Annotated in this window: 14 protein-coding genes and 1 pseudogene; 6 read left to right on the forward strand and 9 right to left on the reverse strand. The window is 58.0% G+C overall.

Annotated features, from left to right (window positions below):
• Window positions 1-27: 27 nt before the first annotated feature.
• Genes ACP15W_RS13295 through ACP15W_RS13305 form a run of 3 tightly spaced genes read right to left on the reverse strand, consistent with a single transcriptional unit; the run spans window position 28 to window position 2,660 of the window.
• Complete coding sequence (locus ACP15W_RS13295) at window positions 28-1,359, reverse strand: TRAP transporter large permease (RefSeq protein ID WP_424933380.1); 1,332 nt, start codon at window positions 1,357-1,359, stop codon at window positions 28-30.
• Entirely contained in the window at window positions 1,359-1,868 is a 510-nt protein-coding gene (locus tag ACP15W_RS13300; RefSeq protein ID WP_424933381.1) for a TRAP transporter small permease subunit, read from the reverse strand. The genes ACP15W_RS13295 and ACP15W_RS13300 overlap by 1 nt, the downstream gene beginning before the upstream one ends.
• Window positions 1,869-1,904: 36 nt before the next feature.
• Window positions 1,905-2,660, reverse strand: a complete 756-nt coding sequence (locus ACP15W_RS13305; protein WP_424933382.1) for a DeoR/GlpR family DNA-binding transcription regulator — start codon at window positions 2,658-2,660, stop codon at window positions 1,905-1,907.
• 186 nt (window positions 2,661-2,846) lie between these two features.
• Here ACP15W_RS13305 and ACP15W_RS13310 point away from each other — a divergent pair, with 186 nt between their 5' ends.
• The 6 genes from ACP15W_RS13310 (at window position 2,847) to ACP15W_RS13335 (ending at window position 11,443) form a co-directional block, all read left to right on the forward strand.
• Entirely contained in the window at window positions 2,847-4,250 is a 1,404-nt protein-coding gene (locus tag ACP15W_RS13310; protein WP_424933383.1) for an NAD(P)/FAD-dependent oxidoreductase, read from the forward strand.
• A complete protein-coding gene (locus tag ACP15W_RS13315) occupies window positions 4,243-5,445 on the forward strand; it encodes an NAD(P)/FAD-dependent oxidoreductase (RefSeq protein WP_424933384.1) in 1,203 nt (400 codons plus the stop codon). The genes ACP15W_RS13310 and ACP15W_RS13315 overlap by 8 nt, the downstream gene beginning before the upstream one ends.
• Window positions 5,442-6,845, forward strand: a complete 1,404-nt coding sequence (locus ACP15W_RS13320; RefSeq protein WP_424933385.1) for an FGGY family carbohydrate kinase — start codon at window positions 5,442-5,444, stop codon at window positions 6,843-6,845. The genes ACP15W_RS13315 and ACP15W_RS13320 overlap by 4 nt, the downstream gene beginning before the upstream one ends.
• A 725-nt stretch (window positions 6,846-7,570) precedes the next feature.
• A complete protein-coding gene (locus ACP15W_RS13325; protein ID WP_424933386.1) occupies window positions 7,571-8,179 on the forward strand; it encodes a (2Fe-2S)-binding protein in 609 nt (202 codons plus the stop codon).
• 4 nt (window positions 8,180-8,183) lie between these two features.
• A complete protein-coding gene (locus tag ACP15W_RS13330; RefSeq protein WP_424933387.1) occupies window positions 8,184-9,179 on the forward strand; it encodes an FAD binding domain-containing protein in 996 nt (331 codons plus the stop codon).
• Window positions 9,176-11,443, forward strand: coding sequence for a xanthine dehydrogenase family protein molybdopterin-binding subunit (locus tag ACP15W_RS13335; protein WP_424933388.1), 2,268 nt, complete (start codon window positions 9,176-9,178; stop codon window positions 11,441-11,443). Before ACP15W_RS13330 ends, ACP15W_RS13335 begins: the two co-directional genes overlap by 4 nt.
• An 81-nt stretch (window positions 11,444-11,524) precedes the next feature.
• On the opposite strand, the gene ACP15W_RS13340 is transcribed toward ACP15W_RS13335, so the two are convergent.
• The 6 genes and pseudogenes from ACP15W_RS13340 to ACP15W_RS13365 all read right to left on the reverse strand — a co-directional run bounded on the left by ACP15W_RS13340 (window position 11,525) and on the right by ACP15W_RS13365 (window position 16,939).
• Window positions 11,525-11,923: a DUF2177 family protein gene (locus ACP15W_RS13340; protein WP_424933389.1), complete on the reverse strand. Its 399-nt coding sequence runs from the start codon at window positions 11,921-11,923 to the stop codon at window positions 11,525-11,527.
• An 82-nt stretch (window positions 11,924-12,005) separates the two neighbouring features.
• Entirely contained in the window at window positions 12,006-12,743 is a 738-nt protein-coding gene (locus ACP15W_RS13345) for an SDR family NAD(P)-dependent oxidoreductase (RefSeq protein ID WP_424933390.1), read from the reverse strand.
• Window positions 12,736-13,893: a class I SAM-dependent methyltransferase gene (locus tag ACP15W_RS13350; RefSeq protein WP_424933391.1), complete on the reverse strand. Its 1,158-nt coding sequence runs from the start codon at window positions 13,891-13,893 to the stop codon at window positions 12,736-12,738. Before ACP15W_RS13350 ends, ACP15W_RS13345 begins: the two co-directional genes overlap by 8 nt.
• A complete protein-coding gene (locus ACP15W_RS13355; RefSeq protein WP_424933392.1) occupies window positions 13,893-14,648 on the reverse strand; it encodes a DUF1365 domain-containing protein in 756 nt (251 codons plus the stop codon). The genes ACP15W_RS13350 and ACP15W_RS13355 overlap by 1 nt, the downstream gene beginning before the upstream one ends.
• Window positions 14,645-15,925, reverse strand: a complete 1,281-nt coding sequence (locus ACP15W_RS13360) for an NAD(P)/FAD-dependent oxidoreductase (protein ID WP_424933393.1) — start codon at window positions 15,923-15,925, stop codon at window positions 14,645-14,647. Before ACP15W_RS13360 ends, ACP15W_RS13355 begins: the two co-directional genes overlap by 4 nt.
• Before the next feature lie 144 nt (window positions 15,926-16,069).
• Window positions 16,070-16,939, reverse strand: a pseudogene (locus ACP15W_RS13365) (IS5 family transposase).
• Window positions 16,940-16,998 lie beyond the last annotated feature (59 nt).

Below are 16,998 nucleotides of genomic sequence, written 5' to 3' on the forward strand. Positions count from 1 at the left end.
ATCGATCGGATTGAAGTCGTTCGGGTCTCAGCCACGGGCCAGCTCCGGCAGCCAGAGCGCGATCTGCGGAAAGATCATCACCAGCGCGATGGTGAGCGCCATCATCAGCACGAATGGCCAGATCGAGCGGTATATGTCGGGAAGCGTCACGCCATCCGGGGCCATGGCCCGCATCAGGAACAGGTTATAGCCGAATGGCGGCGTGATGTAGGCGATCTGGCAGGTGATCGTGTACAGCACGCCGAACCAGATGAGCTGATTGTCGAAGCCCAGGTCCAGCAGGCGCACGAGCGGCACGTAGAGCGGCGCGACGATGACCAGCATGGCCGTGTCGTCGAGAAACGTTCCCATCACGATGAAGCTGAGTTGCATCATGATGATGACCTGCCAGGGCCCCATCTGCCAGTTGTTAATGAACAGGTTCTCGATCGCCCGCACCGCCCCCAGCCCGTCGAAAACCGCACCGAATGCCAGTGCCGCGAGAATGAGCCAGAGGAACATGCAGGAAATCGCGAGCGTCTTCCGCGCGGTTTCGTGGATGAGGCTGAAGGTAAAGCGCCCCTTGAGGATGGCGGCAAGTGTCGCCGACGTCGCGCCTACAGCAGAGCTCTCTACGAGGCTGGTGTAGCCCATCACGAAGAGCCCGGTCATCAGGAAGAAGATCAGGAAGGGAATGATGCCAAAGCGCAGGAGCTTGAGCTTTTCGCTCATCGGCATATTCAATTCTTCTTCGGAAACGAGAGGCGCAAGCTTCGGGTTCATCCGGGCGCGCACGATCACGTAGACGATGAAGAATGCCGCCATCATGAGGCCAGGAATGACACCCGCGAGCCAGAGTTGGCTTACCGGCTGGCGGGCGATCATGCCGTAGAGCACCATTACGACCGAAGGCGGCACGAGAATTCCGAGCGACGACCCGCCCTGCACCACCCCAGTGATGAGGATCTTGTCATAGCCCCGTCGCAGCATCTCGGGCAGGGCAATTGTCGCCCCGATTGCCATTCCCGCTACGGAGAGTCCGTTCATCGCGGAGATGATGACCATAAGGAAGATCGTGCCGATGGCGAGCCCTCCACGCACCCGGCCGAACCATACATGCAGCATCTTGTAGAGGTCCTCGGCAATGCCGGCCTCGGACAGGATGTAGCCCATGTAGATGAACAGCGGCAGCGTGAGCATCGGGTACCAGTTGAAGAGCTTGAACGCCGCCGAGAACGGGATCTCGATCCCGCCCGTGCCGTAGAGCATGAGCACCATGCTAGAGGCGACGAAACCGATGGCTGCAAAGACCCGCTGGCCGGTCAGGAGCAGGAGCATCATGCCCGCGAACATCAGGAGCGCGATTGTCTCGTATGACATCAGAGACGACCCCCGCGAACCTGAGCGATATGCTTGAAAGCCTCCGCAATGGTCTGGAGCAACATCAGCAAAATACAGCCGACCATCAGCGCCTTGATCGGAATCATCGAGGGGTTCCACATCGAAAAGCGTCGCTCTCCGGTTTCAATTGCGTAGCCGAGGCTTGAAATCGATCCGAACAGCAGAATGCAGAGATAGAAGATCAGGCAGAAGATCGTGATCGCGTCGATCCAGGCCTTACCACGTGCAGAAAGCCGATCGTAAAGGAGGTCCATGCGAACATGGCTCCCATTCTTGATCGTCGCCGCTCCGCCAAGGAAATAGTAGGCCGCGAGGGTGAATTGTGCCGCCTCGATACACCAGTGCAGCGGAATATCGATGACGTTGCGGGTGATGGCGTCGAGAAGCAGAACCCCGATCATCAGGAAAATGAGATACATCGCCGCGAGGCCGACATACTCCGAGATCTTGTCCATCGTACGGACATACGTACAGATCGCCTTGGGCATGCCTATCTCTCGATCAGTCTCGTCTCGTGCCATGCTCTATTTTACCAGGACTCCAGCGCGTGCGAGCGCCCCGGCGATGTCCGGTGCCGGCTCTACGCCACATATGAGGGTGTCGATATCGGCCAGGTCACAGACCCGATAGGCCGCCCGGCGCCGTAGCTTCGTTGGTGTCGCCAGGACAATGACGTTGCTCGAACTGCGTATCATCGCGCGAGCGACCGCGGCTTCGTCCGGGTCCGAATCCATTGCGGCTTCCGTATCAAGGGCCGCGACAGTGAGGATTGCATGATCGGCCTGGAAACTGCCGATCTGTTCCATGACAAGCGGTCCTACTGTCTGCCTGTTGCCGGGAGCGAAGGCTCCGCCCAGGAGGTAGACGCGGCCTGCGCCAGGTCGACCACCGAGGGTTTCAGCAATACCCAACGAATTGGTAATGATAGTAAGCCCCGGCACCTCTACCAGGGTTGCCGAAGCCACCAGTGTTGTGCTTCCCGTGTCAATAAAGAGCGTATCACCTGAACGAAGTTCTTCCACGAGGCGCGCAGCGATCTGACGCTTGGCATCGGTATCCTCTGCCATCCGTTCCTGGAAGCTGGCCTCGGAGTGGAGGCGTGTTGCCGGCCGCGCACCGCCGTGAACCTTGCGGACAGCGCCCTCATCGGCCAGTCGGGCAAGGTCCCGGCGGATCGTCTCTGGCGACACACCAAAGCGCAAGGACAAGGCATCGACACTCGATGCACCATCCCGGTCAATGAGCGCGGCAATGCTATTGCGTCTTTCCCTCGGCTTCACCGACACCCCACTTCTGCAACGAAAGTCATAACATGTGTTGCGACTAGGCCGGTGTCATTTCAGCATGTCAATCAAAACGACGGCCAACTTCTACCGAATGGTCAAATTTTAGGCGCGCATTTGACCAAATGGGCGTTTACTGTGATTCAAGAGAAAGCGAATCCCCAATCTCAGAGGTGAAGCCGCATGCCGGACGGGAAATTGCCTGCAGGTGCGAGATACGATGTCGTCGTGGTCGGAGCCGGGGTTATCGGTTGCGCGATCGCACGCCGGTTCTGTCTCGAGGGCGCACGTGTCGCGGTCATCGAACGGGCCAGAGACATTCTCGACGGAGCCTCGAAGGCAAACAGTGCGATACTGCACACCGGCTTCGATGCTCCGCCGGGATCTCTCGAAGCCCGCTGTATCAGAGACGGGCATGACGAGTACATCGATATTCGCGAACGACTGGGGCTGCCACTGGATCGCTGCGGCGCGCTTGTACTTTCCTGGACCGAGGCGGAAGAAGCGCGCCTTCCTGCTCTCATGGAGCGCGCCCGCGAGAACGAGGTTTTGGACGTGCAACTCCTTTCCGCGGCGCAAATCCGGAAGTTGGAGCCGAATCTCAACCCTACCATTCGGGCAGGCTTTCGCGTGGCCGCCGAAAGCCTGATCGATCCCTGGTCGGCGCCGCATGCCTATCTCCTCCAAGCGCTCCTCAACGGTGCCGACCTCTTTCGCAACTGTGCCCTCCTTGGTGGAACGGAAGATGGCGGGGGCTGGCAACTTGACACAACTCGCGGCAGGTTGCGCACGCATTTGGTGGTCAACGCCGCCGGGCTTCATGGCGATCAGGTCGACGAGGCAATTCTTGGTCGCAGCGAGTTCAAGATCCGCCCGGTCAAGGGCCAGTTTATCGTCTTCGACAAGACGGCGGCACGACTCGCGCGTCACATCCTGTTGCCCGTGCCGACAGAAAAAACCAAGGGGATCGTCGTCTGCCGGACAATATGGGGCAATTTGCTCGTGGGCCCGACGGCGGAGGATCAGGTCGACCGAGAAACCGCTGACCTTGATGGGGAAACTCTTCGAATGCTGCATGCTAAGGGCACAGAAATTCTGCCCGCGCTGGCTCAGGAAGAGATATCAGCCATCTATGCGGGCTTGCGCCCAGCCACCGAGCAGAAGGAATACCGCATCACGCCACACCCGGGCCGGAACTGGATCACTGTGGGCGGCATTCGGTCTACCGGGCTCAGCTCAGCACTCGGTACCGCACGCCATGTGTTTGACCTCGTGCAGCGGATGGGCCACGGTTTCACGACACTCCCAGACCCGGTCTGGCCTCGGGTCCCAAACCTGGCAGAGGCTTTCGAGCGCGATTGGCAGCGTCCCGGGAATGCCGGCGTGGTGTGTCATTGTGAGCGCGTTACACGCAGGGAGATCGAAGACGCCCTCTCGGGGCCCCTCGCAGCGCGGTCCATGGCCGGACTGAAGCGGCGAACGAGGGCGACCATGGGTCGTTGTCAGGGGTTCTACTGCTCGGCGGCACTTGCCGAAATCACCCGTGACCGTCTGGGCATTCCCGTGGTGGAGCCGATCGATGAGTAAGCTGCCCTATACCTGCGACGTTCTGATCATCGGAGGCGGCCCGGCCGGGCTTTCCGCAGCAGCGGAACTTCGCCGGCTCGGGGTCGCTTCTGTTCATGTATTGGACCGAGAAGAGGAGACGGGCGGTATTCCGCGGCATTGTGCCCACTCGCCCTACGGCTTCCGCGAGTTCCGCAGGCCGATGCTCGGACCCGCGTTCGCCCGCGCGCTGAGCGATCGTGCGCGCGCCTCGGGTGCCATCCTTCATACGCGTGCCACTGCAACGGAAATCAAACCTGGAGGTATTGTCGCGGTCAGTTCCCCCGAAGGTTTCGCAAGCATCACGGCGCGTGCCGTTCTCCTCGCGACCGGAGTACGGGAGAGTTCGCGTGCTGCACGCCTGCTGGGTGGAACCAAGCCGGCCGGGGTTCTGAACACCGGGTCCCTTCAGGGTCTCGTTCACCTCACGCGTACGCGCCCCTTTCGCCGCCCGGTGGTGGTCGGCACTGAGCTTGTGTCCTTCTCCGCACTACTGACCTGCCGCCAAGCCGGCATCCGCCCCGTAGCGATGGTAGAACCGGGCGAACGCCTCGTTGCACGAAGCCCCCTGCGGCTACTGCCGGCCGCTCTCGGCATCCCACTGCGCCTTGCTACGGAGCTCACTGCAATTCATGGACGAGACCAAGTGAACTCCGTGACGCTTTCGAGGGGAAATGTGATCGAGGATGTCGAATGTGACGGTGTGCTGCTCACCGGTAAGTTCCGGCCAGAAAACGCGCTACTGCGCACAAGCCACCTGCAGGTCGACCCCCATACCCTCGGGCCGGAAATCGATCCGTTCGGGCGTTGCAGCGATCCGACCTACTTTGCCGCCGGAAATCTATTGCGAGCCGTCGAGACTGCTGGTTGGTGCTGGTCGGAGGGACGGGCCGTTGCCCGCTCCATCCAACGGAGCCTCATCGGACGTCTGCCAGATCACCCCAAAGAACGACGCCTGACAATAGTGGGTGACGGACTTGCGTGGGCCCTACCGCAACGCTCCGTTGATCTGGACAGCGAGCTGGCCTTCAATCGGCTTCAACTTCACGTTTCGCGGCCGGTAAAAGGCACCCTGAGAGTCGGTTCACAGTCCTACAGCCTCAATGCTCGCCCGGAACGTCGCATCGCAGTGCCTCTCCCCCCTGCACAGGGTGACGTCGTAGTGGAAATTGTATGACAGTTCTCGCGATCGACCAGGGAACAACGAGCACCCGCGGCATCCTTGTAGGACCCAACGGTGAGTGCACCGAGGTCTTCAGCGCGCAGCATCGGCAGTATTATCCGCGACCGGGTTGGGTGGAACATGACCCCGGTGAACTTCTTGCCAATGTCGCAGCCTGCATTGATGCCGCACGGCCGCATGGCCCTTTGACCATCGGACTCGCCAACCAGGGCGAGAGCTGCCTCGCCTGGGACGCAAAAACCGGAGAGGCAATTTCCAAGGTTATCGTTTGGCAGGATGACCGAACGGCCCCACGCGTTCGGGATATGGGGGGGCACAGCGCATTTGTACTGGAGAGGACCGGACTACCACTAGATCCCTATTTCTCTGCTTCGAAACTTGCCTGGATCATGCAGGAAATTCCCAAAGCCCGAGACTTGCTCGCCAGTGGCAGGCTTCGCCTTGGAACAACCGATGCATTCTTCCGCGATCGGCTGACGGGGCGTTTCGAAACAGATATTGCAACAGCCTCGCGCACTTCGCTCATGGATATTGCCAAAGGAGAATGGGATACGGATCTCTGCGCGCTCTTTGGCGTTCCGCTTTCGGCACTTCCAGTTATCACGCCATGTTCGGGAGCGATGGGCACAGCAGCCGGCGTTCCGCTCAATGCGAGTATTGTGGACCAGCAGGCCGCCCTCTTTGGTCATGGCTGCCGCGCTTCCGGTCAAACCAAGGTGACATTCGGAACCGGGGCGTTCGTGCTTGCCTTGACGGGCGAAAGATTGCCCACGGCAGATGGCGGTCCGCTGCCGACCGTGGCCTGGCAGGAATTTGACGGGCCTGTCCTCTACGCGCTGGAGGGCGCAACCTACTGTGCATCCGCCGCCGTAAACTGGGCCAGGCAGATCGGTCTCCTAAACGACTTCAATGACCTGTCCAACCTTGAAGACGCTAGCGCGCTGCAGCGTGGGCTGGCTTTTGTACCAGCACTTGCCGGCCTCGCGTGTCCGCATTGGAACAGGTCCGCCCGTGGCGCATGGCTGGGGCTCTCTCTCGACACCAGTCGAAGCGATATGCTTCAGGCACTGCTTGAGGGTGTAGCCTATCGTGTCGCGGAGGTCGTATCGGCGATCGAAGCGGGAGTTGCTGTCGCCGATCCGTTGTTGATTGACGGAGGCATGTCAGCAAATCCGGGCTTCTGCCAGATAGTGGCGGACATTACAGGCCGCACCGTAGGCGTTTCGAACGAATCCGAACGCACATCGCTCGGCGCCGCCATGCTTGCTGGCAGGGTTCATGGACTGCGCATCACTCCTGAAGGGGCTGCGCGCGTTTTCGCACCACGCAAGGACTACCAAGCTAACCACGCTCGCTTTGCACGTGCCGTCGCTTGCGTTCGGGATTTTGCATGACTTGTTTCGCGGTGAGTTTGAGGGCAAGTCAGTTCATGTAGTGGATAAAAGCCAACGTGTGGGTCTAGTGAAATCAGGTTCAAGACCAGAAACGCAAGTGATTGGTGAGATTGACCTGGTTTGCGAGGCCTGCCCACCGACTTCGCATTCGGCGATCGGCAGAGCGTTCTTGGCGGCGAAGTCATGACCACCTCGCGCTTCCAGCCTTGAACAACTCTGGTCCACGCCGCCATGCTATACAAGGACTGCACAGCGTAGAACTGGTTCAACACGAAGTTTGACGAGATTGGACGTCGACAACGGCAACTTTTTTTGGATACAGGACGACACACTCCTGAAAAGGCCTACGAATTTTCCAACTAAAGATGCCTAGGTGCTGGCACCTCGTTTCCCGATGGTTTTCTTTTGGCTCGTCCAGAAAGATGCTTGTGCACTCTTCTCGGCAGCCTCGATTTTCGGCGTGACGCAAATGGCGTACGGGCATTCTGGGTCCATGCCGCAATGCTGCGTCCATCCTCGAATTTGGCCTTAAACCGCCTGAGTGACCAGTAGCCAACACCGCCCTCCATCAAATCCGGCAACGGTGTTGCCCTCACTTTGGAAATTCCCTCCATCTGAATTCCAAGCAAAACTGTCGGAAAAACAACGACGTTATTTCACCTTGCCGTCCACAATTGGCGCCCCACCTCCCTCCTCCATGTGCTGTAGAAATCGATGGAGGCCCTATGTCGTCGTCACCCCCTGATTTGCGTCGGCCCGGCGTATCGCGCCGAGGTTTTCTTCAAGGTAGCTCCGTTGTTGCCGGCTCGCTCGGTGTCGTGGTCGGTTCAGCGCAGGCGCAGGAAGACCAGCCGAGCTCCGAAGTCCGCACGATTGCCATTACGATAAACGGCAAGACCCGCCACCTTTCCGTGGAGCCGAGGACCACGCTGGTGGAAGCGCTGCGTGATACGCTTGGAATGACTGGAACGAAGATCGGCTGCAATCAGGGCCAATGTGGAGCTTGCACCGTTTTGCTGAATGGCACGCGTGTGAACTCGTGCTTGACACTCGCGGTAATGGCAGAGGGAGCCGAAGTTGTCACCGTAGAAGGGCTCGCTGATCCGGACGGTACACTCCACCCGATGCAAACCGCATTTGCAGAGAATGACGCCTTTCAGTGCGGCTACTGCACCCCAGGACAGATCCTGTCAGCGATTGCCTGCTTGGACGAAGGACATGCAGACGATGAATCGGAGATCCGGGAATACATGAGTGGCAACCTCTGTCGCTGTGGTGCCTATCCAAACATCGTGGCTGCCATTGTGCAGGTTCGCGACAGCCAGCAGGGGTAAGAAGATGAGGAGCTTTACCTACTCTCGCGCGCCAAGCATTGGAGCCGCAACCGAGATCGCCGCTAACGGCGCGCATGTGATTGCCGGTGGAACGACACTGATTGACCTGATGAAGATTGGCGTCATGCAGCCTGAGGGTCTTGTCGATATCAACGGCATAGGGGAACTTGAGGGATACACCATCGAAGCCGATCGGATGCGCTTCGGTGCCCTGACGAAAATGTCGACAGTCGCGGATGATCAGGATGTCGTCGACGCGTTTCCCGCACTTTCTGAGGCACTGTGGAAGGCAGCCTCGCCTCAATTGCGCAACATGGCCACTCTGGGTGGAAACATTCTTCAACGCACACGGTGCCCCTACTTCCGGGACACGGCTTTCGCCCAGTGCAACAAACGCAACCCCGGATCGGGATGCGCAGCTCTCGATGGGGGTGAAACAAATCTACACGCTATTCTAGGCGGCTCGGAAGCCTGCGTAGCCATGTATCCAGGGGACTTGGCACAGACACTCGTTGCCTTCGACGCTGAAGTCAGCACTCGCGGGCCGGGCGGGACCCGGATCATTCCCTTTGCCAAACTTCATGTCCGGCCTGGGGACGATCCACACACGGAAACCATACTGGAACCCGGGGAGATCGTTACGGAGATTTCCTTGCCTGTTATCCCCGCCATGAAGAACAGCTACTACCTCAAGGCACGGGATCGCGAGAGCTATGCGTTTGCATCTGCCTCAGCCGCGGTCGGAGTAGAGATGGACGGAAATATCGTGCGGGACGTGCGGATCGGTCTTGGCGGTGTCGCATCCGTTCCATGGCGCGCAAACGAAGCTGAAGACAGCTTGCGCGGGCAGCCCTTGACCGAAGAATCGGCTCGAAATGCAGGCCGCGTGGCATTCGCGGATGCCGAACCTTTGGAGGGATCTTCCTACAAGATCCAGTTGGGCGCCGATGTGGTAGCGGGGGCGCTCATGGCCGTGAAATCCCGAATGGGAGGTAAATGATGGCACAAACAATCAACACAGAAGTCACTCGGACGGATGCCCGGCGCAAGGTCACCGGTAGCGCGATCTATGCCGCCGATATCACTCCTTCGGGCATGCTGCATGGGGCCCTCGCCTGCTCTGCGGTAGCTGTTGGCGAAGTCATATCAATTGACACTTCGGCCGCTGAGAGTGCCCCCGGCGTCGTCGCTGTCTACACGCACGAGAACATTCCAGACTATAAACCGGTCAAAGGGTTCTACGCCGGCGGACCGGGATCGGCATCGTTCTGGCCGATGGAAGGCACAGAAATACGATACGCTGGACAACCCATCGCCTATGTCGTTGCCGAAACTGCAGCCGCGGCGCGACGCGGGGCAGACTTGGTCAAAGCCACATACGAGGAGAAGACTGGCGCGATCCATATGGATGATGAAGCGAGCTTCGTTGTCGGGGCCTCCGGCGAAAGCGATGGAATGGTTCTGACCAAAGGTGATCTTGAGAAAGGGATAGAGCAGGCGGCGCAGGTTGTGGACATGACTTTCACAACCCCCTTCCAGCACCACAACCCAATGGAAATGTTCTCAGCCACTGCGGAATGGCGCGGCGAACAGCTTACGGTATGGATGCCATCCCAATCGGTCCGAACGTTGCGAGCAGGCATAGCGGGGGCTTATGGGCTTCCAGAAACGAGCGTTCGAGTGATCTCTCCGTTCGTCGGGGGAGCGTTCGGATCAAAGGCCGGAATTACGCCATACACGATGCTCACCATTGCGGCGGCAAAAGCCGTCGGAGCCCCAGTTCGTTTGGTTGTTGCGCGGCCTCAAATGTACACGGTAGCAACGTTTAGGCCCGAGTCACATCAGCGGTTCCGCTTGGGGGCCGATGCCGAAGGGCGGTTGACCGCCTTCGAGCATGTAGAGATCGCGCAAACCTCGCAGTTCGACGATGTTGTCAACCCAGGGACGCATATAACACGCGCGATGTATGCCTGCCCGAACATCCATACTGAACAGCGGCTTTCACGGTCCGATACCAATACCGGCGGCTTCATGCGTGCGCCGAACGAGATGCAGACCTTCTTTGGGCTCGAATCCGCGATGGATGAACTTGCCTGGAAGCTAGGCGTCGATCCCGTAGAGCTGCGACGCGCAAATGACACGATGACCCATCCGACCGCAGACGTCCCGTTTTCCTCGCGGTCCTTGATGGAAAGCTACGACGCCGTCAGCAGGAGTTTTGGATGGGAAGAACGTGGTCGCGAGGTCGGGTCGATGACTGACGGCGATTGGCTGGTGGGCTACGGCTGCGCTACCGCAACCTACCCGACCAACATTCTGGCCTCCAATGCTCGAGTTCGCATGCAGGCGAACGGCAACGCCTATGTGGAACTTGCAGCTCATGACGTAGGGACCGGAACCTACACGATCATGGCACAAGTGGCAGCGGCGCGGCTCGGCCTGACGGTAGACGCGGTCGATGTGATCATGGGTGAAGCGGATCTGCCGGTCGCTCCGTTATCAGGTGGTTCGACAACGGCCGCGTCTGCAGGATCGGCTGTCCATGATGCCTGCCTGAAGATCGGACAGCAGGTGGCCGCCCGCGTTTCCGCGATGCCCGAAGGGCCGCTCTCCGGATTGAACCCGGGGGAGATCAGGCTTGAGGATGGAAATCTGCACGGACCGGACGGGCAGAGTCAGAGCCTGAAAGATGCACTGGGAATGCTACCAGAGGGTGAAATCGAGGCTGTAGGTACGTTCCGCCACCAAGCCCTGACAGACAAGTTGATCAAGGCAACCTTTATGGGAGGATACGGCACCGCCGGCCCGGTTACGCCTGAGTTCGCGATGTTTGCCTTCGGAGCAGAAATGGTCGAAGTTCGCATCCACAAGTATACTCACGAGATCCGGGTTCCGCGTATTCATGGCGCCTTTGCCGCTGGCACATGGTTGAATCGCAAAACGGCGCATAGTCAGTTGATGGGGGGCATGATCTGGGGAATCGGATCTGCGCTGCACGAAGTCACCGAAACCGACAAGCCCCGCGCACGGTATCTGAACACCAATATCGCGGAGTATCTCATACCAGTGAATGCGGACATTCGCGAGGTGCGCGTCGAAATGCTGGAGGAACAAGACGACTACGTTAACCCGCTGGGCGTCAAAGGCATTGGAGAGCTGGGAATCGTTGGTACGGCTGGGGCAATAGGAAACGCAATTTATCATGCTACCGGGAAGCGATTGACCTCCCTGCCTTTCCGCATACCAGACATGATCTCGGCCTGAGGCGAGAGCACAGCATCCAACCAACGCCAAAAAAATCGCGTGGCCTAATCAAAAGTGGGCCACGCCAACTACTGCCAGCTTTCAACTGAATGCGCGGGCAACCACGACACCGCCCCAAGCCGCGAACCCGGTTAGAACACCCCCCCAAAGGGTATCCACGGCGACCTGTTGCATCGACCAATCCTGCAAGGTGGCGTAATTCGTAAACTCGTAAGTTCCATAAGCCAGTAGTCCCAGAAGAACACCACCGACTAGAGCGGCGACCGGATCACCGGAGCGCATGGCGGGAACGGACACGAACCATAGCACACCTGCTACATACCCCAGATAGAAGAGCCCAGCAGGAACAAGGCGGAACGGGTCAGCCAACAAGTGTCCGACATGACGCTCGAACACCGGTTTTACCAGCAGCCTCAGGCCGACCGCGTCTGCGACGAAGAAGATCACTGCAGTTGCAAGGTATAGGATCAGAATTTTCATCGCACGCTGGCCTCCGATTTGTGCCACAGTCCCCTTTCTTCGAAAGGATCGCTCACACATGTCGTCCACATTGGAAAGTACTTCATCGTGAGAGCCTTTGCGTCAGCCGAAGAGCCAACCAATAAGGCAATGAGCTCAACAGCTTGAGGGGAATTGTCAGTCGGCGAGGAAAATGAACCTCGAAACTCCGCCGTTCCAACCCCCTGATGATCGAGGATGCCGCCGCCTGCGGTGTGACCATAGCTGGCATTTTAAAGTCATTGCGCTTGGTAAGCCGGGTATCCACGAAGCCAGGGCTGATCAGTCGAACATCAAGGCTTCCAGCCATCTCCGCTCGCATTGTTTCCGCAAGATTTATTACACCGGCCTTCGTTGCTGAATAGATTTGCCCTTGCGGAAGACCGATATAGCCTGCAACCGACCCGCAGAGAGCGAGCTGCCCGCCTTGCCGCAGCAATTGCGGCGCGACTTGGGCGATGTGAAAGCACCCAATCAGATTAACCGCTACGATCTGTGCAGCGGTATCAGGGTCCAGATCAGCAACCTTTCCAGGATCATACAAGGCTGCCAGATTAACAGCGCGATCGATGGGGCCAAGATCGGCAATCTTTTGAGCCGCCAAGTCTACACTCCGACGATCGCTCACATCCAGGGGAACCATCTCATGCTGACGGCCCAGTTCTGCCACCAGAGTTCGCAATTTGTCCTCGGATCTGGCCGACAACAAAAGGCTAGCGCCGCGATCCGCCCATTCGCGCGCAAGCGCTTTACCGATGCCTTCCGTAGCTCCGATAATCCAGATCCGTTCGGTCTCAGGCATGCGCCAGTTCCACCTGAACGACGTCAGTTTGCCCGACGGAAAACGATCCCGAACTAATGCCGAGGTAGAACTGCCAGCTACGCAGGAAGCTTTCTTCGTAGCCCAATCGCTTGATGCGTTCCGATTGCTGATCCAGCCGGGACTTCCAAGTATCGCAGGTGCGAGAGTAATCTGCGCCAAAAGCGTGACTGTCCGTGACCATGAGTCCTGCACGCCGAGCTTGTTCGGATATCACTGCGTTCGAGAGAAGCATGCCACCCGGAAAGGAATAATGACGGATAAAATCGGATCCTCGTCTATAGATATCGAAGTAGCTATCCGAGACTGTGATCGCTTGAATGACCGCGCGCCCGTGATCAGCAAGTCGCGCCTTTAGTGATGCAAAATAGGTCGGCCAATAGGCCTGCCCAACGGCTTCAATCATCTCGATCGAGACAACACTGTCAAACCGACCTGTACAGTCACGATAATCCTGCAACCGAATCTCGGCCCGGCCGTCCAACCGAGCATCTGCATATCCCTTCTGGCTCGGTGAGATAGTCAGACCCGTGACATGCCGACCAGTATCGGCGGCTCGTTCGGCAAACCCTCCCCAGCCGCACCCTACCTCAAGCAGACGCTCGGCCTCATTCAATCGATTAAGTATCCGATCATACTTGCGGTTCTGAGCTCGCATGAGATCATCGTCACCATCGGCGAACATGGCTGATGAGTAGGTCATGCTATCGTCAAGCCAAAGCTGGTAGAACTCGTTTCCAACATCGTAGTGTGATCGAATGTTGCGAGATGCCCCACGACGCGAATTGGCGCGCATCAAATTGTTGACCAACCTGAACTTGAGGTTGTTCCAGAAACCGGCGTATGCATAGCCTCGAAACCGTTCGAGATTGAGCAGTGCAACTTCGGTAAGGGACTTTATGGATGGCGTATCCCAAAGACCATCCACATAGGTTTCACCCAACCCAATGTCACCGCGTGCTGCGATTGTCGTCACGGTCGACCAGTCGTGTATTTGCATTTCGGCAGACGGCTCACCTTGGCCGAAATCGTAGCATTCCCCTTCCGGAGTGCGGATACGCAGGCTTCCTGTTTCTATTTGTGCACAGGTGTCCAAAAATTCGCGCTTGGTGCGCTTCGTGAGAAATGGCATCAGCTTACCTCGGAACTTGGCGGTGTAGGGCGAGTACGATAGTGGGCGCCCTTGAGTTTCAATCGTAGCGCCTCCCAATGGATCAGAGCTGTTGTGCGCATCGCGCCCAATGGGCGGCGAAAGCTTGCGCGCAAAAGAGCGGCGTCGGTCATGGGCGCGCGGGACCCGGACAACGTTGCAGCGACCCCTTCCAACCCGTTCCTGTAGACGATCTTAATATTGATGTGGTCGACTCGAATATCGAATCTGAAATAATACGAGCCTTCCACCCTCTGAAACGGTGAAACGTGCAAGTACTTCGACTTTCTAATCTTGGCATCCTTTGTGATCGGCGCAAATTCTGCTTGATGGCAGAGATAAGAGTGACGATCGCCAAAAGGGGTCGATACTTCGGCTATCACTGCAACCAGGGTATCTTCGCTGAATGCAAGCCAAAAGCTTACCGGGTTGAAAACATATCCCCACATGCGCGGCTGTGTCAGCAGCAGGATCCGGATACTCGGATCAACCAACCCATTCTGACTGAACACCTCGCGCGCCCAATTTGCGCCTTGGCCTGATTTGAGTGGACCACCGTGATCCCTGTCATGTATCGAGACCAGATTGAAACGGTTTCGAGCGAAGAGCCGCGTTTGGTCTGCGGAAGAGTCCAGATCAATCAGAACATAGTCGACCTTATACCGAAACATGTGCCGAACGGCACCACGACGCGTGTGGGTCGTCACACCTGCGACAATTTCAGGACAGCTGGTCATACGAATTGCCGGTTCATGAGCCGAGCGATGCGAACCGCACTTGCAAACCCATCCTCATGAAATCCATGCCGTGTATAAGCCCCGGCAAACCAGGTGTTGTTCTGGCCTTGTAGCGTGGTCAATCGCTTCTGGGCCGAGAGAGCATCGGTGTCAAATACTGGGTGTCGAAAGGTTTTGCGGTCGTAGATCAGTTCCTCGGGTACCTTTCGAGAAGGGTTCAAGGATACAAAAAGCGGATCACATTCAGGGATGTTTTGGAGACGGTTCATCCAGTATGTGACACTTATCGCGGGTTCTGGCCGCGCGGTGTCCGACTTGTAGATCCAACTCGACCAAACCGCCTTTCGGCGAGGCATTTGTCCCGCATCTCGGTGGAGCACCATCTCATTGTCCTGAAATTTGATCGCTGACAGGGTACGGTGCTCCTCAAGCGTCGGTTGTGCCAGCAGCTTCAGAGCCTGATCCGAATGACAGGCAAACACGACATGATCGAACTGATGAGAGTCCTGTCCTGAAATCTGCACAATACTTTTCCGGCCGTCACGTATCACTGCCCGGACTGGTGCCCTGGTGCGAACCCCAACGCCTAGCCCGCGCAGATGATGCTCAAGACGCCGCACGTACTCGATGCTTCCCCCGTCGACTGTCCACCACTGATGCTGCCCGGACGGGGACAGCAACGCATGGTTTCTGAAGAACTGCACGAGCGCCCGGGCTGGGAATCGCTGAATTTCGCTTGGAGGCGTCGACCATATGGCGCCGCAAAGCGGCAGGAGATAAAAATTCCGAAACCAACTCCCGAGCTTCAGCTCGACCATCAACTCGCCTATGGTCGTGTTGTCATCCCTCGCGACTGTCTCCGCATGAGCATTGAATCGAAAGATATCTCGAACCATCCGGGCAAAGCCGGGTCGTGCGAGATTGCCTTTCTGAGCGACAAGAGCTTGCAAATCCCGTAGCCCGTATTCGACGCGACCGTTGTCGATCGAAGCTCCGAAACTCATGTCGCTTCTTGTAACCGGAACCTGCAGATCACGAAACATCCTCGTTAAATGAGGATAGTTGGCGTAGTTGAAAACTATAAATCCAGTATCAACAGGCCTGTCTCCATTTTTGCCTGCAAACACGGTACGCGCATGTCCTCCAAGCCTCGGAGAAGCCTCGAACAAGGTGACGGCATATTGAGGTGCCATCAGATAGGCAGCCGCCAAACCCGAAATTCCGCCGCCGATTATGGCAACACGTTGTTGTTCGACAGGCATAGCGTCAAGGGACATGGGAACTCCGAAGCATTCACTTTCCCAATACGCCGGAAAACAAGGAGCGGATCAATCTGGATAGCGGCAGAGCCCCAATCGAGCGCCAATCCTACTGAACATTTAGATTGGACCGTTTTTGCCAGAGACTCATTCAAAACTCGGTCAAACATAGCAATACCTTGCGAGCCGCCTGGTTGTGATGCGGATGTGGGCGATGTTGATCCAGGCTTCGGCGTAGGCGACGGATTTCTCCCAATCATTGGCGAGACGACGGCAGCGACCGAGCCAGGCGAAGGTTCGCTCGACGACCCACCGGCGGGGAAGGGCCTCGAAGCCTTCTGCGATGTCGGAGCGCTTGATGATCTCAACTGTCCACTCGCCCATGCGCCTGAGCGCGGCGCGCAGCTTCGGCCCGGCATAGCCGGCGACGGCAAAGATGTGACGCAGCCAGGGACAGGCATGGCGGATCGATTTCAGGACCTCCGGCGCGCTATCCCGATCCTGGATATCGGCGGCATGGACGACCAACCCGAACAGAAGGCCAAGAGTGTCGGTGACGGTGAGACATCGAACGCCACGGGTTTGAGAGAGATGCCGAACGCGCTTTCGACCCTTGACCTTCTTGCCGGCATCGAAGCTAGAAATTCCCCCGCTTTCCGTAGTTTTCACGGTCTAGGAGTCGATCACGCCCGCGCTCGGACTGGCTTCCCGACCCTCAAGCTCACGCGTCTCCATTGCCAGCGCGAAACGGATCGTCTGCAACAGTCCGCTGTCGCGCCAGTCGTAGAAATATCCCTGCACCGTCGAGACCGGCGGAAAGTCTTTCGGCAGCATCCGCCACTGGCAGCCGGTCGATGCGATATAGAGGAGTGCGTTCATCACTTCGCGCAGATCCGTGGTGCGCGGGCGCCCCAGCCGGTTCGGTGGCGGCATAAAAGGTTTGATCAAAGCCCACTCGCGATCCATCAGGTCACTTGCATAACGCGGGCATTCCCGCCGATACACATGGCGAGCGGCTTCAGTCCAAGGCATTCGAGGCTCCGTTCAGTCTGCAAACCGCACGGAATCACAACAGACTGAAGACGCTCAAC

This window comes from Amaricoccus macauensis, assembly GCF_049800915.1.
Classification (GTDB): domain Bacteria; phylum Pseudomonadota; class Alphaproteobacteria; order Rhodobacterales; family Rhodobacteraceae; genus Amaricoccus; species Amaricoccus macauensis_A.